This is a genomic window from Labrenzia sp. 011, from assembly GCF_003075075.1.
Taxonomy (GTDB): Bacteria; Pseudomonadota; Alphaproteobacteria; order Rhizobiales; family Stappiaceae; genus Roseibium.
Genome location: NZ_QCYM01000001.1, coordinates 92,390 through 114,260 on the forward strand (window position 1 = coordinate 92,390; position 21,871 = coordinate 114,260).

The following is a 21,871-nucleotide window of genomic DNA, read 5'->3' on the forward strand; positions in this document are numbered from 1 at the left end:
GACGGTGCGTGTTTTGGTTTGGGTTGCTTGAAATGAAAATCATTGCTGAACTTGGCATCAACCACCGCGGGTCTACCGAGATTGCCGGGCAGCTCATCGAAATCGCCGCAGAGGCCGGTGCCTGGGGCGTCAAGTTCCAGTACCGGGCAGAGCACGGTTTCTATCAGGCGACCCACGAGATCGGCGACGAGATCCTCTCCAGGGAAATCGATGAGAATTACATTCCGCCCGAGCGGGTGTTGCATCTGGTGGACCTGATCAAGCGCCAGGGAATGGCCGCAGGAATCAGTTTCTTCAAATCCTCGGACGCCGCCGATTTCGGCGCGGACATCGACCGCTTCGATTTCTTCAAGGTCCCTTCGGCCGAACTGCTCAACGAAGACCTGATCTCCGCCATGGCGGGCTTCGGAAAGCCCCTGATCCTGAGCACCGGCGGCCACAGCGAGGAGGACATCTTCAGCGCGGTCGAAAAGACCCGGTCCATTCCGGATGTCGTCTATCTGCACTGCATTTCCAACTACCCGGTCCTGCTCGGCAACCAGCAGATGGCATTCCTGCGCACCTTGAAGGAACGAACCGGGGGACCTGTCGGATATTCCAGTCACGACCAGGACTGGGAGGTCTGCCTGATCGCCGCGGCGAACGGCGCGACCGTTTTCGAACGTCATCTGACCCTGGACAAATTCGGCAAGGGCATCGACGACAGCTCGAGTTCGGATCCTGCCGAATTTCGCCGCCTGTGCAAACTCCTGAATGCCTATGACACGGTCCAGGGGAACGGCCGGCGCGAGGTGAACCAGGGGGAGCGCATCAATATGCAGAACCTCGGCTCGTCGCTCTATGCGCGCAGGACAATTGCAGCGGGCGAAGTGCTCGACGAGACGAATACCGTGGTCAAGGCTCCGCGCAAGGGTCTTACCTGGTCGGACCTGAAGCGCCGCGGGCTGACGGCGGTCAAGCGACCGGTCGCCGAGGGCGCGGCGGTTTCCGACCTCCATTTTACCGGCCCCAAACCGCCGCTGAGCGGCAAGCTGATCGACTTCTGCAATGAAAAGCAGCTGTCCATCCCGGTTCGCCTGCATGACGCGAAAATTCTGCAGAGCCGGTTTCCCATACAGAACAACGAGCTGCACCTTTCCTATGAAGAGGTCGGGTCCTTCCGCTCAGCGATGGAGGAGGGGCTTTCGCAGCTGAACCTGTCGCGCCACTATTCCATTCACATACCCGACTATATCGACAGCAAGACGCTGATTGATCCACTTTCGGTCGACGAGGCGACCCGCACGGGAAGCGATCAGGTCATCAGTGCCTGCGTGGACCTGGCGCTGGAACTGGAAGCAAGGACCGGTGCGCCGGTTCCCGTCGTCGGCAGTTTTTCCAGACTGCGACCGGAAGGCAAGCGGGAGACCTATGCACAACTGCAGGCCTATCTGGAGCGGACCGGACGGCAACGGGGCATCCCGATCTATCCCCAGTGGCTGCCGCGCATTGCATGGTACTTTGGCGGCGCCGACATTCTGGACATGTTCTGCGGAGCCGACGACATCGACATCGTCAATGATATCGGCATGGAGCTTTGCTTGGATCTGTCCCATCTCATCTTGTCGGCGAACCATGCGAAACAGGACTGGCACGGGTGGTATGAACGGCTCGTTCCGCTTGCCCGGCACCTGCATATAGCCGATGCGGTCGGCATTGACGGCGAAGGTATTGAATTCGGCAAGGGCGACCTCGGAGACCCGCGCGCCTACATCGACGGTCCGGGCCGCAAGGTGCTGGAAGTCTGGCAGGGTCATCTGTCCGAAGGTGACGGCTTTGAAAAAGCGATCCTGCAACTGGGAGAACAACATGGCTAAGGTACTGATTACCGGCATTTCCGGGCAGGATGGTGCTTTTCTGGCGCGCACCCTGCTTGAGCGCGGCGACGAGGTCTATGGCGCCATGCGGCGGGGCAGCACCTCCAAGACCGGTCGTCTGAAGGAGCTCGGCATCCGCGAAAAGGTGAAACTGTGCACCCTGGAGGTCACGGAATTCGCCAATGTGCAAAACGTCCTCAACGAAATCCGGCCGGACATGATTTTCAATCTTGCCGCCCAGAGTTTCGTTGCCGACAGTTTTCAGTTCCCGCACTACACCTCCGATGTGAATTACATGGGCGTGCTGAACATTCTGGAGGCCATGCGGCTGCTGAAGCTGGATGCCAGACTGTATCAGGCCTCGACATCGGAAATGTACGGCGACGTTCTGGAAAAGCCCCAGTCGGAAAAGACACCCTTCAACCCGCTCAGCCCCTATGCGGTGTCGAAGCTGGCCGCCCATTCGCTGGTGGTGAACTACCGGCAGGCTTACAACATGTTCGCCACGTCCGGCATCCTGTTCAATCACGAATCCGAGCTGCGTGGCTACGAGTTCGTCACACGCAAAATCACCAGCTGGCTCGCCCGCATCAAGCTGCAGGACGCTGAAGCCATGCCGCTGGGAAATCTCGCCAGCGTGCGCGACTGGGGCTATGCGCCCGAATACACCGACATGATGATCAAGATGCTGGATCACGGGCAGCCGGACGACTTCGTCATTTCCACGAACACCGAATATTCGGTCCGGGATTTCCTCTTCATGGCGGCGCAGGAAGTGGGGTTCGATCTCTACTCCGAAGGCGAGGGCCTTGAGGAGAAGTGCTACGACCGGAAGACGAACAGGCTGGTCGCCTATGTGGATCCCCGCTATTTCCGGGCCTCGGACGTGGTGTATCTGCGCGGCGACAACAGCAAGGCGCAGGAACTGCTTGGCTGGAAACCGGAAATCCTGGCGCCGGAAATCGCCCGCCGCATGGCGATCTTTGATCTGAAAAAGGCCGCCGTCAGCAGCCCGGGCCTTTGACGAAGCATGGGACTAAAACCATGACACGCGCGGTTGCGATCATTCCCGCACGGGGCGGATCCAAGGGAATACCGGGAAAGAACCTCAAGCCGTTCCTGGGCGTCCCTCTGATCGTGCATTCCATACGCGCCGCGCTGGCCGCGCAGACCGTTGCCGATGTGGTTGTCTCCAGCGATGATTCCCGGATTCTCGAGGTTGCCGAGAAAGCCGGCGCGACGGGGGTATTGCGGCCTGAGGATATTTCCGGTGACGAGGCGTCCTCAGAAGCGGCCCTGCTCCATGCGGCCGGTGCCTGCCGGGCATGTGACGATGCTGAAACGCTCGTGTTCCTGCAATGCACCTCGCCGCTGACCACGCAGGATGAGATCGATCTGGTGGTGCGTGCCCGGGAGCGCCTGGCAGCCGACACGGCCTTTTCCGTCGTTGAAGTGCATGCGTTTCTCTGGGAAATCGCACCCGACGGCACGGGGATCGGCGTCAACCACGATGCGTCGAAACCCCGGCAACGCCGCCAGGACCGACCGCACCAGTTCCGGGAGACCGGGGCGATCTATGCGCTGCGCAAGAGCGGGTTTCTTAAAGCGCGGCAGAGGTTTTTCGGCAAGAGCGTGCCGGTCGTTCTCCCGGAGGCAACGGAAATAGATCTCGACACGCCGCGGGATTGGATTGCCCTGGAGGCCTTTGCTGTGGCCTCCGGACGTGGACCGCGAAACGTCAGCCGGATCAAGGACCCTTCAGTCGGCGACGGGTGAAGGCCTGGGATTCATGAACCCTGAACTGCCGGGGCATCCCGGTTCCGATTGACCGCGAACAGGATGTTCGGCTCCATTTCAACCCGTCAAACGAATGCCCGGCGAGGCCTGCTGCGATGACAAACATATTCGAAACCCTGTCGGTGATCGGTGCGGCGAGCGAAGCGCATCGGGAGGTCTTTGCCACCGGAACAAGGGACCGTGACGATGTGGTCGTCTACAGGGACAGCCAGTCGGGGGTGATCTACATCGACGGGTTCTATGGCGGCGACGAAATCTACGAGGAGGGGGGCTACAGGGAGGTCAATCTGGCGAAAACCGGATCGCGCGACTACGAGATCACGCGCGATGCCTTGCGCCGGGCCTCGGCCTGCAAACCCTTCGTCTGCGGCCGCCATATTGTCGATTTCGGCTGCGGCGACGGCAGTTTTCTCCGCCAGGTGCAGCAGGAAACCGCCTCCTGCGGCGGCGTGGAGCTGCAAAGGGACTATGTCCAGGCGCTCAGGAGCGAGGGCATCGCCTGCCACACGTCCCTTGCGGAACTCGAAGACGGCAGCATGGACACGGCGCTCAGTTTTCACGTCCTGGAACATCTGCCCGATCCGCTGCCGGTGCTGCGGGATCTGCGGCGCGTGCTCAAGCCCGGCGGGTTTCTTGTCATTGAAGTTCCCCATGCCGGCGACATGCTGCTGCGGGAGCTGAAAAGCGACGCCTTCAAGGCATTCACCTTGTGGAGCCAGCATCTGGTTCTGCACACCCGCGACAGTCTGCGCCGGCTCCTGACGGCATCGGGATTTGAAAATGCCATCGTGGAAGGCGTCCAGCGCTATCCGTTGTCCAATCACCTGACCTGGCTGTCGGACGGCCGGCCCGGCGGCCACAAGTCGGCGCTGGCAGCCCTGGACACGCCCGATCTCCTGTCCGCCTATGAGGCGGCCCTGAACAGGATCGATGCGACGGATACACTTCTGGCCGTTGCGAGAAATCCAGGCTGAACGGGACAGCGGCATGTCTTTCGCGCGCGGGGCCCTCGATCGCCGGATCTGGCCGATTGAGGCCTGTTGCGCCGCCCTAAAGACCGAGCCGCTTGTTCCTCGGCTCCGGCGTCCAGTTTTCCAGCTGGCGATCCAGTTCCGCGATGATCTCCGGAACGAATTCCGCGCAGGGCCGGTCCTTGTAGGGGCGCATATAGGTCATGGACGGATACCAGGGCGGGTTCTTCTGGCCGAGAAGCAGGGCGGGCTCCTCCTGGCCAAAGCGGATGCTCGGGACGTCGAGAATCCCGGCCATGTCCGCGACGCTGGTGTTGGCGGAGACGACGAAATCGCAGATCGCGGTCAGGGCCGCGGCTCCCAGCAGGTCGTCGAACAGGTCGACATCCTCGAAAAACCGGAACTTTTCGGGAAATCTGCCCTGGAAGAACTCGATTTCCTTGGGAACGGCCTTGTATTGCAGGTTCACGAAGATCGCGTCCCGGGATTCCAGAATTGGCGAGATGGCAGGCGCGGAGAGATAATAGCGCGCCCTGTTCGCGGCCAGGTTCTTGGACCGCCAGGAAAAGCCTATGACCGGTTTGTCCCCGTATCCCTGCAAGCGGCTCAGATACTCTCTCGCCCGGTCCTTTTCGAAGGAATAGACCGGGCAGGGGGCCGAGCGGAAGGATTCGAGATCCGGACGGAAGAATTCGACAAGGTCGCTGATATTGGCGGTCACATCGAAATCCGAGGTGGTTGCCTCGAAGTCCGCGTTCATCTGGGCGGGCCGGCACTCGGCCTCGGGAAAGGAGTGCTGCATGAACTGCGCGCCCTTCTGGGAGACTTCGACGATGACCTTTCCGGCCTTTTCGATCAGCTGCGGCAGCATCGTGCCGGCCTTGAGCGCATCGCCCAGCCCCTGATCGGCCCAGACAAGAACCCTCTTGCCGGAAATATCTTCCCCCTCCCAGGCAGGAACCTCGAATTTCCTGCGCGTGACCTTGGCCGCCGGATCGCCGAAGCGCGATCTGTGCAGCCGCCAGCCGTTTTCCAGGTCGCCATTGGCAAGATAGGCGAGCGACAGGTTCCACGAGACGGACTCGTTGGAGCCGCCCGACAGCTTGTGCGCCAGCTTCATCATTTCGAGCGCTTCCGCGTGTTCGCCATGCATCAGCAGGACCACGCCCAGGGTCACACACTTGTGGAAATTGCGCGGGTCTCCCTCAAAGCACTGCCGCGCATAGATAATCGCCTTTGCGGTCTCGTTCATGCTGAAAAGCAGGCGGGCCGCCTCGTGCTCCACATCGCTGTTGCCGGGAAAGCGCTCCAGGGCCTCGGTCAGTTCATACTGGGAAGGCTCGTATTGCTGCAGCTTCAGCCGGCACCTGGCCCTTTGAACGAAATTGTTGGGCGAGTCCGGGGCGAGCAGGATCGACTTGGTGAAGAAGGTGATCGCATGCTCGGTCTTGTCGGCATCCACGAGCAGCATCCCGTAGTTCTGGTAGGCATCCAGATACTCCGGATCCTCCACGATCAGGGACTGCAGGATAAGTTCGGCCTCTTCGAATCTCTTCAGCTTGGTAAGAGCGATCGCCTTCATGTTGCGCGCTTCGCGCTCTTTCGGGTTGATGGACAGGGCCTTGTCGCAAACCAGCAACAGGCTTTCGAAGTCCGTTCCCACGTCCATCATGGCCCGCGCCAGATTGGCGTAAAACGGGGCCTGATTGTTGTTGGCGGCGATGGCTTTCTGAATGTACTCCATGGCACGCTTGGGAAAGCCGAGCTGCCTGTAGGTCACCCCGAGCAGATTGAGTGCATCCGCATTGTTGGGCGCTTTCTTGAGGACCTGCTTGTAGCACCGCTGCGCCTGCCTGACGTCGCCCGCCTGTTGAAAGGCAAGTCCCTTCAGCATCTTCTCCCGGACAGGGTTCGGGGCGGATTGCGTGGCCATCTTGTCTCTATCCTCATGGAATCATGATCCGAAGAATAGCAGGCACCCGCCGGAAACAAAGGTTTGCCGGCACTTTGCGCCAAATCGGCTGGGGATTGCGGACAGGGAGACGCATAGGTTTTGCGAAAGACACTGACCCGCAGCAACGCCAGCGACAAGATCTGCCGGCCGGTGGTCGGATCGAAGAAATAGGAAAATGGTGGGCGATACTGGGATTGAACCAGTGACCCCTCCCGTGTGAAGGGAGTGCTCTCCCGCTGAGCTAATCGCCCCAAAATCGCAATCTGGATGGCGGGTGTCTAAGGGAAGCGGCGGAACTTGGCAAGACCTTTTGTGACCATGACGGCCATTTTCAGACCCGGTCGGCTACGGGAGCCTGGCTCGACGCGCCCAAGCAGGCCAATTCGTAGAATAGCCGCAATGTCTGCCTATCCGATTGTCCGTTCTTTCTGCTCTTTCCGAGTGGTCACAGGAGTTGCTTTAATGGGTTTTCGCACATTTTCCGCTGCCATTTTTTCCCCCGCCACCCTTGTTTTCCTGGTCCTGCCCGCAAGTGGCTGGGCTGCCGGCAACGGGCCGGTCACCAGTATCACGCTGTCCTCCGGCGGTCTTGCCGAGGTGGTCCGCGAGGCCGATGTCGGCAGCTCCGGCCTTGTCGAGATGACCGTGCCGCTCGATCAGGTGAACGATGTCCTCAAGAGCATCGTCGTCTATGACGAAAAGGGTGTCGTGGAGGGTATCACGCTTCCCGGTCCGGATCCGCTTTCCGAAACCTTCAAGACCCTGTCGTTTTCCCAGGCGGATCTTCAGTCTCCCGCGCGCCTCCTGGCGCAACTGCAGGGCACCCGTGTGCGCGTGGAAAAGGCGGGTACGACAGTCGAGGGGCTTGTGCTTGGCGTTTCCGTGAAGGACCTGGGCGACGGGGGGCAGGCGGATGTGGTCTCCGTGCTGAGTGATGGGCGGATCGTCGGCGTGGAGCTGACCCCGGAGACGGAAATTTCCTTCCTTGAAGACAACATCCGCCAGCAGGTCGCCAGGGCGCTGGCCGCGGTCGGCGACGGCAAGTCGGACGGCACACGCACCGTCGCCCTGAAGCTGGCCGGGGAGGGCGAGCGCCAGGTGGCTGTCTCCTATGTGGTTCCGGCGCCGATCTGGAAAACCGCCTACCGGGTGGTGACCCTGCCGCAGGGCAAGGCGCGGCTGCAGGCCTGGGCGGTGCTGGAAAACGCCAGCGGAGAGGACTGGGAAAATGTGAGCGTCACCCTGTCTTCCGGTGCGCCGGTCACGTTGAAGCAGCGCCTGCACGATCTTTACTGGAAGGAGCGGCGCGAGATTCCCGTCGATGTTTCCCAGGGGTATGTACCCAGACCGGACAGCGGCGCCGAACCGGTGTTTGACATGGCCGAGTCCGAGGCCGGCATGAAAAGAAGGGGCGTTGCCGCAGCCAGTTTCCTTGCGGCTCCGGCTCCCGTAAGGGAAGTGCCGGAGGGCCTCGCCGCCACCAGTGTGGGCGAGGCGGTCGAGGGCGCGGTCACGGCCTCCTTCACGCTGCCGTATCCGGTGAGCCTGCAAAGCGGCGATACGCTTTCGGCGCCGATCGTCGATCAGGTGGTGAGTGCCGAAACGGTTTCCGTGTTTCAGCCGGAAAGCGGCCTGCCGCATCCGGTCGCGGCAATTCTGATCGAGAACGAGACTGACACCAGCCTGCCGAAGGGGATTCTGACCGTCTATGACCAGCGCGAAGGCTATGTCGGCGATGCGCAGATCGGCGGCATGCCCGCCGGTGAGGGCCGCATGGCCAGCTTCGCAACCGACCGCAAGGTGCGCATCGCGCAGAGGACCCAGCCGGACGACACTATCGTTTCCATAAAGGTCGCTGACGGTGTTCTGACCGCCTCCGTCCGCCAGCGCTCCGAAACCGTCTATGCGATCAAGGGCGCTCCGGACGGGGATCGCACAATCATCATCGAACATCCCAAACGCCCGGGCTGGGCGTTTTCCTCGCCGCAGGAAATGGAATCGACCGCCACCCATCACCGTCTCAGGGTCGAGGTGCCGGAGGGGGCGACCGAAACGGTGACGGCGCTTGCCGAACGCACGATTTCGGAAACCCACGCGCTGATGTCGAGCGATGAACACATGCTGCTCGATCTCGCCGGGCGCTCCCCGGACGCGGAAACCGCAGCCAAGCTGCGGGACTTGGCCGGTCTGCAGGCGGAGATCTCCCGGATCGAATGGCAGGTGCGGCAATTGCGCGAGCGCAAGGACGAGGAGACCCGGGATCAGGAACGCCATCGCTCAAACCTGAGCGCCGTTCAGCCGGGGGCCGATCTCTACAAGCGTGCGGCGCGCAATCTGGCCGACTCCGAAACCCGTATCGAGGAAATCGACACGGAGATGGCCTCTCTGAAGGAGCGGCAGGCGGAAATCCGCGCGACGCTGGGTGAGGCGATCAGGACGTTCTGAAGTCGCTGCGCGCCGGACCTGCCGCACCCCGTTGCGGCTGGTGTCAGGCGGTTCAGGATCCTGTCGGAGACAGTTCCGTCACGGCGCCGGCCAGTTCGTCGAAGTGGGAGATCACCCGGTCGGGGTCAAGGTCGCGCACCGGCACGGGGGTGTAGCCGAAATCCACCGCGATCACCGGGATGCCCGCATTGCGCGCCGCGCTGATGTCGGTACCGCTGTCGCCGATCATGATGGAACCCGCCACCTGGCCACCGGCGCGTTCGATGGCGCCGTGAACCGGTTTCGCATGGGGCTTGGCAACGGAATAGGTGTCGCCGCCGACCACGGCGTCGAAATATTTTCCCAGATCGAGCTTTTCCAGCAGCGGCAGGGTCAGCCGTTCGGCCTTGTTGGTGCAGACGGCCAGTTTCCAGCCGTCCTGACGGAAGGATTCCAGAGCCGGGAGCACGCCTTCGAAGGGCCGGGTGTGCACGGCGATGTTGGCCGCGTAGTGATCGAGAAAATGGCTGAAGAGCGGAGCGATGTCGTCTTCTGTCCAGGACACGCCGTTATAGTCCAGCCCGCGCTGAATGAGGACCCTGGCCCCCAGTCCGACCATGTTGGCGATATCTTCCTGCGGGATCGCGGAATGGCCGGCCGTGGTCATCACGACATTCAGCGTGGCAACCAGATCCTCCATGGAGGACACCAGCGTGCCGTCGAGATCGAACACCAGAACAGACATGAGAACTCCGGCAAAGACGAAAGGAAACCTTGCCTAACCGCATCGGCGGGCCGTCGCAAGGGGGCTTTCCATGATGAGTTCACACCCTAAAGCTTGTATGCCGTCCTGAAGCCGCCCCAGTGGCGTCCCTCGATGATGATCGGGGTATCGATTTCCTTCATCCAGACGACATTTCCGCCGCCCATGTCGCGGGCGTAGGACTGGATGAGGAAGGGTCTTGTGTTGCGGGCGGCGCTGAGGCCTGCCCGGTCGTCGAAAATCCGCCTGTTCCTGCAATTGGCCGTGTTCCATGCCGGATCGTCCGGCCTTTGCGGTTTGGAATAGATCAGGTTGTGCACGGGCAGATAGCCGTTCCTGTCGACGGCGACGCAAAAGACCATGTTGTTGCCGTCGCCCAGGACGGATTCCTGGATGTCCGGCAGGATATTTTCCAGCTGGGCCAGCGCGCGGGTCGAAACCTGCAGGGGATCGGTGCCTTCGATGGGCTCATAGTTGGTGTCGAACAGGTCGTCCTGGGTCAGCTTGCGCCTGGCCAGAAGGTCCTCCATGGCGGCAATGATCCGCGCGGCGCCGGACTGTGCCAGGGTCACTTCCCTGGCGTGGGCGGCGTGAACGGAGGCGATCTTCGCAGCAAGCTTCTCGCGGAAGCTGTCGCCGGGATCGTCGAAACGGGAATGGCAGCCATATTCCGAAACGGCGACAATGGTGATGTCGACTGTCCCGATACCGTCAAGGTCAAGGCGGGCCTTGCTGCCGCTTTGCAGCAGCCCGTCCCGGTCCGTCTTGAACAACACGCCGCCTTCGGAAATGTCCAGGGTTTCGATTTTTGCGGCCGTTCCGCCACTTGTGGTGGTGCCTGCCAGCTTGACGGGAAGCCTGTCATGCTGCCTCCGGTCGCCGATTTCGGTCTGCCGGATCATCATGGTGAAACGCGACTGCAGCGAATGGGCGGCGTCGCTCATCTCCGTCCCCAGTGACCGGGCCAGCTGTCCGCCTTCTTCGGCGGCGGTCGCGGATTCGGTAATCGTCCGGACCTTGCACACCACTTCCTGGACGAAGTCCGCGGTCTGCTGTGCCTGTCCTCCGATCAGATTGGTCGTTTCCACCTGGGTCTGCACGGCCTCCTCGACGGCGGCAAAGCTCGGCCGGATGCGGCCGATGACGTCGATGATCCGGTTGACCGACCCGAGGCTGCTTTCGGCGGACTGGTTCAGCCGCTCGATGTTCGCGACGATCTGTTCCGTTGCCGACTGGGTTTCGACCGACAGCGCCTTGACCTCGCTCGCGACGACGGAAAAGCCCCTGCCGGCTTCTCCGGCCCGGGCGGCCTCGATGGTGGCATTGAGCGCCAGAAGATTGGTCTGTTTGGCGATATCCGAAATCAGGTTGACCACATTGGCGATATCCTCGATGGCCTGCTTGAGGTCCAGGACGCCGCTGTTGGCCTGATCGGCCACATCGCGGGCTTCGTTGGCAAGCTGATTGGAAAGACCTACCTGGTTGCCGATCTCGCCACTCGACGTCGACAGCGCCTGAATCGAATTCGCCAACCCGGAGGCGTTGTCGCCCGCGACTGCCGACTGGTCCGCCAGCGACTGGCTGTCGCCGCGAATGGTTTCCAGTTTGTCCATCTGGCTGTCGAGCTGGTCCTGAACCTTTCCCGCTGCGGTGCTGATGGCCCGTGCCGCGACGGTCAGGTCGTCCTCCAGACTGTCCAGGACAAAACTCATCCGGTCTGAGGAAGCGGCTCCATCAGGATCGGAGATACCCGCATCGGTAGGTGCCTCAGGGGCAGGCAAATTGTCATGGGCGAAATTGCTATGATGTTTCTGCCGCGAACCAAGTCGAAGAATATTCATTTGCTTCTTTTCTTTCCGATCCCCAGACGATTTTGTTCAATATGCTTGGTCAGTCTGAAGTTATCGTTAACCATGGCTTCAGCGGCCGGAAGGTGCTTTCTTTCCCGTGGCGAATTGGGAATCTCACTGGACCGGCAAAGCCCGGCCATGTTAAGCACCCGGCGGCCAAAACAAGATGATCTGCCTTGGTCCTGAACGGGTATCCGACCGGGCTGGACGATGAAACAGGGCCTCGTTGGACCGGCTTGCGTGCCGGAAAGGATGGGGCCGGAGGAACGTTGAATGAGCGACCAGTTCAAGAAACAAGCCGCTGACCGCGCTGCGGAAGATGTCACTTCCGGCATGCGCCTGGGAATCGGGACAGGGTCGACGGCCGAGTTTTTCGTCCATGCGCTGGCGGCGCGCGTCAGGGACGGGCTGGACGTGATCGGCGTGCCCACATCCGAACGGACCGCAGAGCTGGCATCCGGTCTGGGCATCAGATTGACGACACTGGACGAAATGCCGCAACTGGACCTGACGGTGGACGGTGCCGACGAACTTGATCCGCATCTGGCGCTGATCAAGGGCGGCGGCGGCGCACTCCTGCGAGAAAAGATCGTTGCGGCGGCTTCCGCACAGATGATTGTCATCGCCGACAGTGGCAAGCAGGTGGACACGCTCGGGCGGTTTCCCCTGCCGATTGAAGTCGTTCCGTTCGGACTGGAAGCGACCAGACATGCGATCCTGGCGGTTCTGGAGGGGCTGGGCCTGCCCCTGGAACTGGACTTGCGTGGTGGTCCGGACCGGCCCTTCAGAACGGATGGCGGCCACTTCATTCTGGACGCGCGTCTTCAGAAAATCCCGGAAGCCGAAGTTCTGGCTGACCGCCTCGTGGCAATTCCCGGCGTCGTCGAGCACGGCCTCTTCATCAATCTTGCAACAAAAGCTTACGTGGCCGGCGCAGATGGGGTAAAGACCGTCTTGCCCATCCAAGTGGTGTGATTTGGCTTTCCGAACGAGCGATGAAAGCCGTCTAGGAGTAGAAAAATGAAACTTGTCAAGACTTTCCAGCGAGCAGCTGTAGTGGGCGCAGCCATGATTGCCGCCGGATTTCTTTCCACCGCCGTTTTTGCGCAGGACGCTGTTTCCGAAAGCCATATGGCTGCCGCGAAGAAAGTGGCCGCTGCAACGAAGGTTCTGGAACCTTTCGACGATATTCTGCCGATCCTCGCCGAACAGACCCGTACGGCCTTCATCCAGACCGATCCGACCCGTGCGGAAGAGATCATTGAAGTCACGCAGGAAGTTGCCCTCAAGCTGGCACCTCAGCGCGCTGAACTGAACGAACTCGTCTACAAGGCCTGGGCGGACTCCTTCACCGAGGCCGAGCTCAATGAGCTTGCCGAATTCTACAGCACGGAACTCGGTCAGAAGCTGACCAATTCCATTCCGGCCATCACCCAGTATTCCGTCGGTGCGGCCCGCGAATGGCAGGACCGGATTTCCACGGAAATGGTCACGATGGTTCAGGAAGAACTGGCGAAGCGGAACGTCGTGGAGTGATGGACCGCGTTTCGGGCAATCGCACCATGCTTTTGCCGAAACGTGACGCGCACACGAGATAGTGAGACCGCCTTGATTGCCGGTCTGCGGGCCGCGAAAGCGGCCCGATCCGTTTTGTCGCGGGATTTTGTCCGGCCCAGGCGGCGGAGCGCAAGCCTCCGCCGCTCTTGCATGGCGGCGGCAACCGCTTATGTGGGAGCAGGCCGGGAAGGGCGCCTTGCGGATCATCCGGGCGCGGAAGACATATCAAGAGGCGTGAAATGAGCGAGTACGACTACGATCTTTTTGTTATTGGCGGCGGCTCCGGCGGTGTCCGTGCCGCGCGGATAGCGGCAACCCACGGTGCCCGTGTGGGGATCGCCGAGGAATACAGGTACGGCGGAACCTGTGTGATTCGCGGTTGCGTGCCCAAAAAGCTCTTTGTTTACGCCTCCAAGTTTTCCGAGGAATTCGAAGACGCGGAAGGATTTGGCTGGTCGGTCGGCGAGCGCGGCTTTTCCTGGAGCAAGCTGGTCGCCGCCAAGGACCAGGAGATCACCCGTCTGGAAGGCATTTACCGGCGCAATCTGGAACGCACCGACGTTGAAGTGCATGACAGCCGGGCCGTCATCGAGGGGCCTCACACGGTGCGTCTTCTGACCACCGGGCAGGAGGTGACCGCCAAATACATTCTCGTCGCAGTCGGAGCTTCTCCGAATGTCGACACCGACCTGCCGGGCGTTCAGCACGTCATCACCTCCAACGAGGCGTTTCATCTCGATGAGCTTCCGGAGAAGATCGTGGTCGCCGGAGGCGGTTATATCGCCGTCGAGTTTGCCGGCATCTTCAACGGCCTCGGGGTCGACACGACGCTGATTTACCGCGGTGAGGAAATCCTGCGCGGTTTCGACATGGACTTGCGGACCATGGTTCGCCAGGAAATGGAGAAGAAGGGTATCAGGGTCATCCTGAATGACGTCTTCACCGGCATCGAGAAGCAGGCTGACGGCACACTGACCGGCAAGACCCGAGCCGGTGAAACGCTGCAGGCCGGCCAGATCATGTTTGCCATCGGCCGCAACCCGCACACCAGAGACCTCGGTCTGGAAAAGGCCGGTGTCGAGATGGATGCCTCCGGTGCGATTCGCGTCGGCGCGGACTCCCGGACCAGCGTCGAGTCCATTTATGCGGTCGGCGATGTGACCAACCGCGCCAATCTGACACCGGTTGCAATCCGCGAAGGTCATGCCTTCGCTGATACCGTGTTCGGTGGCAATCCGTGGACGGTGGACCACAGCCTGATCGCCACTGCGGTTTTCTCGCAGCCGGAGATGGGCACGGTCGGACTGACACAGGAAGAAGCACTGAACCGGACGCCCAATCTGGACATCTACAAGTCCGGTTTCCGGCCCATGAAGCATACCTTGTCCGGCAGGGACGAAAAGATGCTCATGAAGATGATCGTGGACGCGGACAGTCAGAAAGTACTGGGCGTGCACATCGTCGGACCCGATGCGGGCGAACTGGCGCAGATCCTTGGCGTGACCCTGCAGATGGGAGCGACCAAGGCGGATTTCGACCGCACAATCGCCGTCCATCCGACGGCCGCGGAGGAGCTTGTGACCATGCGCGAGCCGACGGAGCGCCTGCGCGGCTAGGTCCCGTCAGGTCCGGACCCGGGAAACGGGAACGCACCGGGTGGAGATCTCTACCCGGTCTTTCCCACGCGGACATAGGGTTTCGGATCTTCGAGGGAAAGCGGTGGTTCGCCCGGGTCGCTGCTGCTGTCGAAGAAATCGGAAAACAGGGAATGGCGGTTCCGGCCGAGGTTTTTCGATTGATAGAGTGCCGCGTCGGATCGTGCGACGAGGCTCTCGGCCGTCGTGCCGTCCTCGGGCGCGATTGCGACCCCGATGCTCAGGCCGACATGCGCCATTCCTTCGTCCCGGATCGCGATCGGCACATTGGCCGTTTCCACCAGCGCCATGCACAGATCGTGCAGGGCCGCGCCGTTCGTCGATTTCCGGTAGATGATCATGAACTCATCGCCTCCGACACGGCACACGAGGCCCTCGCGGCCGATCACGGTCTTCAGGCGCCCGGCCATGGTCTTGATGACCAGATCGCCCGCCGCATGTCCGAATGTGTCGTTGACCGACTTGAACTTGTCCAGGTCGCAATGGAGAACGGCGAAGGGTTTTTGCGGCAGCGATTGCACGGAAGTTGCCAGTACACGGTTGAACTGAAGCCTGTTCGCCAGGCCTGTCAGGGTGTCGTGCAGGGCAAGATGACGGTTCTGCTGTTCGCTTGCCTGCAGCGAGGAAGTCAGCTGTCCGATTCTCCACGCAATGCCGAAGGCCAGCGCCGCCAGGGCAATGCTCAGCACCGCGATGACCGGGATAATGGTCGGCCAGATGGCGTTGCCGATGGTCTGGCTGTGCCACGTGAAGGCGCCGATGGAGGCCCCGTCCGGATCCGACACTTCATGAAACGCTCCGGAACCTGCTGCAGGCACTTCACTCGCGAAGGTCAGGGATGCAAAATTAAGCTGGGCATTCACATGTGCGATCAAGGCGTCGTCGATGTAGTGGGCAGACAGAACCACGGTTGGCGGACCGTCCGGAAGCACCTGCTCATAATCATCCGGAATCACCGGCATTGCACCGAACATGGCCGGCTTTCCATCGATGCGGGTGAACCCCATCAGCGCATATTCGTCCGGCTCCAGCCCTTGCAGGGAGCGATGGCCGTAGCCGCCGGGAACACGCACCCTGTTCTTCTCGAACAGGCGTGAGATCTTGCCGAACAGGTCTTCAAGTTCAGGCGTTTCGAAAATCGGGCGCTGCAGGATATGCGTGTAGTGTTCGAAGGACTCCGCCAGAACGTCGCCGTTCCCCGAGATCACCATGACCTTGCTGTGCCGGTAGTCTGACCAGAGCGTGTCGATGGCCCGATAGGCGTATTCAGGATCGAAGTTCAGCACCAGCCCGGCCACCGACTGGTCTGACGATGTGACGGTAATCTGTTCGCGCACCAGGGCACGCATGCGCTCCGCCAGCGTATTGCGGAACAATCGCTGCTCATTGGCAATTGCCTGCTCGGTCGAGGCCTGCGAGGCGATGAGACCGACGAACAGCAGGGAAGCGGAGGTGACAGCAATCAGGAGACCGGCAAGAAGAAATGCAAGCCGCGAAATATGGTGCCGCGTTACGGGAACGGGCTGATCACTGTATCTCCGCCGGAATTCGGTCAATCTGAAACCCTGTTGGAGTCTGCGCTGCTTAGCGGACTCTCTCATCCATTTCCTATGTAATGGGGAATATATGGAGAAATAATTTATGAGAGAATCGGTGGTATTACATAGGTAATTTACATATCTATCTCAAAGTTTGATCAGTAAAATTTTAACTAATTCCAATTCTCGGTATGCGAAATATATCGAGAGAGGGCGGTTTGTCTATGTGTGCGGCGCATGCGTAAGTTGTCGAGCGTGGGTTTACATCTTCTGTCGGCTGGCTGTCGTGTGCCGGTCCGATGTGCGGCCATATGCTCTTGCTGCGCAAAATCGCGGATTCAGGTTTGGTCTGCGAGCACTTTGACGAATGTCTCTATCTCGGTTTCCGTATTGAAGGCATGCACGGAGGCGCGCACGACGGCTTCCAGATCACGATGGGGCAGGTCGATGCGGGCAGAGCTTGCGTTGCTCACCGACACGTTGATTTGCGCCGCCGAGAGGCGGGCTTTCGTCTGGGCTGGCGTCTCGCCGTCAAGGGTGAAAGTCACGATGCCGCCCTTTCTCTGGCCCTTGTCGTGCACGCCAACACCATCCAGGCGGGAAAGCTCCGATCTCAACTGGTCTCCTAGGGCACAGACCCTGTTGCCGATCTGCTCCATTCCGAAGCCGATTGCGTAGTTGACGCCAACGCCGAGGCCGATCTGGCCGGCGACATAGCGCTCCCAGGTTTCGAAGCGTTGCGCGTGGGGGACGAGTTCATAGGTGAATTCGTCGATCCAGTTGGCGGCCTGGAGATCGACAAAGGGCGGGTCGATCTGGTCGAGGACGTCGTCACTGACATACAGGAAACCCGTGCCGCGCGGCCCGCGCAGATATTTCCGGCCGGTGCCGGAGAGCATGTCGCAGCCGATCTCGCCGACATCGACCGGTATCTGCCCCGCGGACTGGCAGGCATCCAGCAGGTAGAGGACCTTGGCCGATCGTGCGATTTCGCCGATGTCTTCCGCCGGGTTGATCAGTCCGGAAAAGGTCGGAATATGAGTCAGGGCGATCAGACGCGTGCGCGCCCCGATGGCGGCCTTGACGCCTTTCGGGTCGATCTGTCCGCTCGCGTCGTCCTCGACAATGTCGATTTCGATGCCTTTACGGCGCTTCATCTGCAGGAAGGCAACATAGTTGGAAACATATTCCGCCCGGCCTGTCACGATCCGGTCCCCCTCGCGGAAATCGATACCGTAGAACGCCATGTCCCAGGCGCGTGTGGCATTTTCCACATAGGCGATTTCATGGGGCTTGCAGCCGATCAGCGCAGCGAGGCCGGTGTAAAAGGCCTCCATGTCCGTGCTCGCATGGGCCGCGGCTTCATAGCCACCCAGCCGGGCCTCGAGATCCAGATGCTGCTTGACCGCATCAAGAACCGGTGCCGGGGCAAGACCCGTGCCGGCATTGTTAAAGTGGATCAGCTGGCTTACACCGGGAGTGTCTTTCCTCAAAAGGTCGACGTCGTGCTGGGAGAGGGAAGGAACGGTCATGGGGCCCCCGGGGCTTCGTGCGGGTTGAAATTTACACAATCACGTTTAGCGCAACATGACGATCACATATTTCGGCTACGGTTCACTCGTCAACATCGATACCATTCCCGCTGCCACGCAGGTCGTTCCTGGTGTCCTGCACGGGTGGAGGCGCGAATGGAAGGTTTGCGGCGAGGGCGAGGATGGTCTGGGCCGCTGTGCCCTGTCCGTGCGGGAGGACGAGGGCAGTGAAATTCGCGGCGTGATGGCCCGGGAACCGCGCGCCGGCCTGAAGAAGCTCGAGCTGCGGGAGCAGCGCTACCACAAGGTGGAAGGGATCGGAGCGGCATTTCGCTGTGACGCGGCGCACCAGCCGGGGGCAGGGGACATGTTTCTCTTCAGGGCGTCGCCCGATCACCATCGTTGGGGAACGGATAGCCATCCGATCCTGCAGAGCTATCTGGACTGCGTTCTTGCCGGATATTACCGGATCTGGGGCGAGGAGGGGATCGACCACTTCATCCGGACCACGGACGGCTGGCACGTTCCGGTGCTGCAGGACCGGGACAGCCCGCGTTACCCGAGGAAGATCGTTCCGGACCCGGACCTGGCATGCCTGATCGACCGGAAACTGGCAGCGCTCGCCGTCAGATATCTGACGGCGGAAGATCAGCGTCGGGAGACCGTTTCGGAAATGCGTTCGTGACCTAACCAAGCAGGGTCTGCAGCCCGTGCCCGGCCGCATAGGCGATGCCCGCCGCCAGCATGCCGATGGCCGTCGTTTCCAGACCGCAGGAAATCCAGTGCCTTTGCGACCAGCTCGCGCGCAGGGAACCGATGGTGAAAAAGGCCAGGGCCGTCAGGGAGGTCGCCGTGATGGCGCTGGCCGGAAGGGCCAGGACGAAGGGCAGGAGCGGGATCGAGCCGAACACGATGAAAGCGGCGAACGTGTAGAGCGCAGCTTTCATGGGGGTGCGGGAGGCATACGTCATTCCGTATTCTCCCTGCATCATGGTTTCGATCCAGGTTGCCCTGTTGGAGGTGATCAGCCGCACGATCGCTTCCAGATCATCGCCCTTGAAGCCCTTCGACAGGAAGATCTGGCGGATTTCCTCTCTTTCCCCCTCCGGCGCGACCGCGATATGCTTCTCTTCCACCGCCTTGAGCCGGGTATAGTCCTCATTTTCGGATTCCGAGCCGCTGTAATTGGCCGCAGCCATGGAAAATCCGTCCGCCAGAAGATTGGCGACCCCGAGGATCAGGATGACTTTTGAGGAAAGGTCGGCGCCCAGCGAGCCGGCGACAACGGCAAAGGTGGTGACGGCGCCGTCAATACCGCCGTAGATCCAGTCGCGCAGATAGCTCGCATCCGGTCCCGAGGCCAGTCGGGTGGCAATGTCGGCCGGACGGTGGCTGTGTTCCAGTCTTTGGCGTGGCATGGCTGTGTCCTGTCGAATATGTCCGGGTATAATCCGCGAAAAGCATACCTCACCTTGACCAGCCTCAAAACGTCCGCTTTCCGCTAATGGAGCAACCGGGATGCGACGGCTGCATTTCGAAGTATAATTGCGGGACTGAGCGGTGGCCTTAACAGCTATCGGGGTGTATAAGGCCGCACGTTTGCTCTGTGTGAGCAAGCTTTTGCGAACAAGGACACCGCGGACCGCGGCACCGCGACCGGCTGAATGACGCGTTCCCGGCAACGCGGACGGATCGGAAAACAGCCTGCGGGTCCAGTGAGGAGTAGGAAGTATGGCGGACAAGTGGAGCCCGGACAGCTGGAGGTCTAAACCGATCCTTCAGGTCCCGGAATACCCGGATCTAGAGGCTGTGGCGGATGTTGAACAACGCCTGTCGACATATCCGCCGCTCGTTTTTGCTGGTGAGGCACGGGCGCTGAAAAACCAGCTCGCGAATATCGCCCAGGGCAACGGTTTTCTGCTCCAGGGCGGCGACTGCGCCGAAAGCTTTGCCGAGCATCATCCCGATCACATCCGCGATTTCTTCCGCGTGTTCCTGCAGATGGCTGTTGTCCTGACCTATGCGGCCAGCCAGCCGGTGGTCAAGGTCGGCCGTATCGCCGGTCAGTTCGCCAAGCCGCGCTCGTCCAATTTCGAGAAAAAGGACGATGTGGAGCTGCCGAGCTATCGCGGCGACATCATCAATGACATCCATTTCACGCCGGAAAGCCGTGTTCCCGATCCGAGCCGCATGGCCATGGCCTACCGCCAGTCCGCGGCGACCCTGAACCTGCTGCGTGCCTTCGCCCAGGGCGGTTTCGCCAATCTGGACCAAGTGCACCGCTGGATGCTCGGCTTCATTTCCGACAGCCCCCAGGGCCACCGTTACCAGGAACTGGCCGACCGGATCTCCGAGGCGCTGAACTTCATGAAGGCCTGCGGCATCAATGCCGACAGCGTCCCGCAGTTGCGCTCGACGGATTTCTTCACCAGCCACGAAGCGCTCCTTCTGGGCTACGAGGAGGCGCTGACGCGCGTCGATTCCACCTCCGGTGAATGGTATGCGACCTCCGGCCACATGATCTGGATCGGCGACCGGACCCGTCAGCCGGACCATGCCCATGTGGAATTCTGCCGCGGCATCAAGAACCCCCTCGGTCTGAAATGCGGACCTTCTCTCAGCCCGGACGGACTGCTGGAGCTGATCGACATTCTGAACCCGGACAATGAGCCGGGCCGTCTCACCCTGATCGCCCGCTTCGGTGCCGACAAGGTCTTCGATCATCTGCCGCAGCTGATCCGCGCCGTCGAGCGCGAAGGCAAGACCGTCGTCTGGTCCTGTGATCCCATGCATGGCAACACGATCACGGCCGGTGGCTACAAGACCCGTCCGTTCGACCGTATCCTCAAGGAAGTGGAAGCCTTCTTCGAGGTCCATCGGGCCGAGGGCAGCCATGCGGGCGGTGTGCATGTCGAAATGACCGGCCGGAACGTCACGGAATGCACCGGCGGTGCCCGCGCGCTGACGGCTGATCAGCTCGGCGACCGGTACCACACCCATTGCGATCCGCGCCTGAACGCGGATCAGGCGCTGGAGCTTGCCTTCCTGATCGCCGAGAACCTGAAGACGGAGCGCGACGGCCGTCAGTCGGATCCCCTTGCCGCCAACGCGTAAGGGTGAATGAAATTTGTGCAATAGGAAAAGGGCGGCCTCGGGGCCGCCCTTTTGTGTCGCGCAGACCTCGCCGAGAGGCGGATTTCCCGGGGTCGGGAAAGAGTCCTGACCGGTGGAATGCAATCGAGAGCGGTGAGCGACTGCACGCAAGGGTAGAATTTTTCTGAAATTCCGGCCATTCGGTAAGGCTCGTTTAACAACCGGGGTGCTACCTCCCTACCTGGTGGCGGCATTACGTTGGGTCATGTTCTCGATTGTGAGGCCATGATCCCGGGAGGGAAACGGGATTTGCGTGAACAGTGGGACCTTTCCGGAGTTTCCTGCCTGATTGCAGAGGACCATCCCCATATGCGCACAATCCTGCGGTCGGTCTTGTCCGGTTTCGGGATCCGGACCCTGTTCGAAGCAGGTGACGGTGCAGAGGCTCTCGAGCTGGTGGTGGACCGGAGGCCGGATATCGTTCTGTGCGACTGGTCGATGCCCATGTTCGGCGGCAGCGAGTTTCTGCGAATCCTGCGCGCCGACCGGGACCGCATTCTCAGCACCACGCCGGTTCTCGTCGTCTCCGCCCATGCGAGGCGGGCCACGATCCTGGAGGCCATCGAGAATGGCATTCACGGCTTCGTCGCCAAGCCGATCGCTCCGGTCATTCTCTACCAGCATATCGGCGGGATTCTGGAACGCCAGCGTCTGTATGGCCGCACCAGAGGCATAGCACGCCCCGGCACCGAGTGGACGGGCCGCGAATCCGACACTCTCGACCTGTCCGGCATGGCCCCGTCAGCGGAGAGGCTCCCGGAAACCGGGATGGCGCTGCTTTAGGATGTGACCTCATAAATAGCCATTTCCATGTCCTGCGC

General features: G+C 61.1%; 17 protein-coding genes and 1 tRNA gene. 11 read left to right on the forward strand and 7 right to left on the reverse strand.

Annotation, left to right across the window (positions count from 1 at the left end; all coding sequences use genetic code 11):
* The first annotated feature begins 32 nt into the window (after positions 1-32).
* From DCO57_RS00455 to DCO57_RS00470, 4 genes are all read left to right on the forward strand, one after another.
* Positions 33-1,856, forward strand: a complete 1,824-nt coding sequence (locus DCO57_RS00455) for an N-acetylneuraminate synthase family protein (protein WP_133192603.1) — start codon at positions 33-35, stop codon at positions 1,854-1,856.
* Positions 1,849-2,880 (forward strand): GDP-mannose 4,6-dehydratase, encoded by a 1,032-nt coding sequence (locus tag DCO57_RS00460; RefSeq protein WP_116696896.1) that lies wholly within the window; start codon positions 1,849-1,851, stop codon positions 2,878-2,880. Before DCO57_RS00455 ends, DCO57_RS00460 begins: the two co-directional genes overlap by 8 nt.
* Positions 2,881-2,900: 20 nt before the next feature.
* Positions 2,901-3,632 carry an acylneuraminate cytidylyltransferase family protein gene (locus DCO57_RS00465; RefSeq protein ID WP_116696897.1) on the forward strand — a complete coding sequence of 244 codons (732 nt, stop codon included), beginning with the start codon at positions 2,901-2,903 and terminating at the stop codon, positions 3,630-3,632.
* A 116-nt stretch (positions 3,633-3,748) separates the two neighbouring features.
* Positions 3,749-4,627 (forward strand): class I SAM-dependent methyltransferase, encoded by an 879-nt coding sequence (locus DCO57_RS00470; RefSeq protein WP_116696898.1) that lies wholly within the window; start codon positions 3,749-3,751, stop codon positions 4,625-4,627.
* Positions 4,628-4,703: 76 nt separating this feature from the next.
* Here the strand turns inward: DCO57_RS00470 and DCO57_RS00475 are convergent, their stop codons facing one another.
* Together DCO57_RS00475 and DCO57_RS00480 are read right to left on the reverse strand one after the other, a co-directional pair.
* Positions 4,704-6,557 (reverse strand): tetratricopeptide repeat protein, encoded by a 1,854-nt coding sequence (locus tag DCO57_RS00475; protein ID WP_116696899.1) that lies wholly within the window; start codon positions 6,555-6,557, stop codon positions 4,704-4,706.
* A 197-nt stretch (positions 6,558-6,754) separates the two neighbouring features.
* Positions 6,755-6,829, reverse strand: a tRNA-Val gene (locus DCO57_RS00480).
* Positions 6,830-7,040: 211 nt separating this feature from the next.
* Between DCO57_RS00480 and DCO57_RS00485 the strand changes: the two genes are divergently transcribed.
* Complete coding sequence (locus DCO57_RS00485) at positions 7,041-9,023, forward strand: DUF4139 domain-containing protein (protein WP_165814590.1); 1,983 nt, start codon at positions 7,041-7,043, stop codon at positions 9,021-9,023.
* A gap of 52 nt (positions 9,024-9,075) precedes the next feature.
* Here the strand turns inward: DCO57_RS00485 and DCO57_RS00490 are convergent, their stop codons facing one another.
* On the reverse strand, positions 9,076-9,747 hold the full coding sequence (locus DCO57_RS00490) for an HAD family hydrolase (RefSeq protein ID WP_116696901.1): 672 nt from the start codon (positions 9,745-9,747) through the stop codon (positions 9,076-9,078).
* 86 nt (positions 9,748-9,833) lie between these two features.
* Positions 9,834-11,477 (reverse strand): methyl-accepting chemotaxis protein, encoded by a 1,644-nt coding sequence (locus tag DCO57_RS24040; protein ID WP_279629123.1) that lies wholly within the window; start codon positions 11,475-11,477, stop codon positions 9,834-9,836.
* Positions 11,478-11,888: 411 nt separating this feature from the next.
* Here DCO57_RS24040 and rpiA point away from each other — a divergent pair, with 411 nt between their 5' ends.
* From rpiA to gor, 3 genes are all read left to right on the forward strand, one after another.
* Positions 11,889-12,590 (forward strand): ribose-5-phosphate isomerase RpiA, encoded by a 702-nt coding sequence (rpiA, locus tag DCO57_RS00500; RefSeq protein WP_116696903.1) that lies wholly within the window; start codon positions 11,889-11,891, stop codon positions 12,588-12,590.
* 45 nt (positions 12,591-12,635) lie between these two features.
* On the forward strand, positions 12,636-13,151 hold the full coding sequence (locus DCO57_RS00505) for a DUF2059 domain-containing protein (protein WP_208977708.1): 516 nt from the start codon (positions 12,636-12,638) through the stop codon (positions 13,149-13,151).
* Positions 13,152-13,411: 260 nt separating this feature from the next.
* A complete protein-coding gene (gor, locus tag DCO57_RS00510) occupies positions 13,412-14,788 on the forward strand; it encodes a glutathione-disulfide reductase (RefSeq protein ID WP_116696905.1) in 1,377 nt (458 codons plus the stop codon).
* A gap of 50 nt (positions 14,789-14,838) precedes the next feature.
* Here the strand turns inward: gor and DCO57_RS00515 are convergent, their stop codons facing one another.
* Together DCO57_RS00515 and DCO57_RS00520 are read right to left on the reverse strand one after the other, a co-directional pair.
* Positions 14,839-16,383 carry a diguanylate cyclase gene (locus DCO57_RS00515; protein ID WP_208977709.1) on the reverse strand — a complete coding sequence of 515 codons (1,545 nt, stop codon included), beginning with the start codon at positions 16,381-16,383 and terminating at the stop codon, positions 14,839-14,841.
* 320 nt (positions 16,384-16,703) lie between these two features.
* Positions 16,704-17,897, reverse strand: a complete 1,194-nt coding sequence (locus tag DCO57_RS00520; protein ID WP_116696907.1) for an aminotransferase class V-fold PLP-dependent enzyme — start codon at positions 17,895-17,897, stop codon at positions 16,704-16,706.
* A 55-nt stretch (positions 17,898-17,952) separates the two neighbouring features.
* On the opposite strand from DCO57_RS00520, the gene DCO57_RS00525 reads away from it, so the two are divergent.
* Positions 17,953-18,582, forward strand: coding sequence for a gamma-glutamylcyclotransferase family protein (locus tag DCO57_RS00525; protein WP_116696908.1), 630 nt, complete (start codon positions 17,953-17,955; stop codon positions 18,580-18,582).
* Position 18,583: 1 nt separating this feature from the next.
* On the opposite strand, the gene DCO57_RS00530 is transcribed toward DCO57_RS00525, so the two are convergent.
* On the reverse strand, positions 18,584-19,315 hold the full coding sequence (locus tag DCO57_RS00530) for a VIT1/CCC1 transporter family protein (RefSeq protein ID WP_116696909.1): 732 nt from the start codon (positions 19,313-19,315) through the stop codon (positions 18,584-18,586).
* Between the two features lie 313 nt (positions 19,316-19,628).
* Here DCO57_RS00530 and DCO57_RS00540 point away from each other — a divergent pair, with 313 nt between their 5' ends.
* Together DCO57_RS00540 and DCO57_RS00545 are read left to right on the forward strand one after the other, a co-directional pair.
* Positions 19,629-21,011, forward strand: a complete 1,383-nt coding sequence (locus tag DCO57_RS00540; RefSeq protein WP_116696911.1) for a 3-deoxy-7-phosphoheptulonate synthase class II — start codon at positions 19,629-19,631, stop codon at positions 21,009-21,011.
* 288 nt (positions 21,012-21,299) lie between these two features.
* Complete coding sequence (locus DCO57_RS00545; RefSeq protein WP_208977710.1) at positions 21,300-21,833, forward strand: response regulator; 534 nt, start codon at positions 21,300-21,302, stop codon at positions 21,831-21,833.
* Positions 21,834-21,871: the final 38 nt, after the last annotated feature.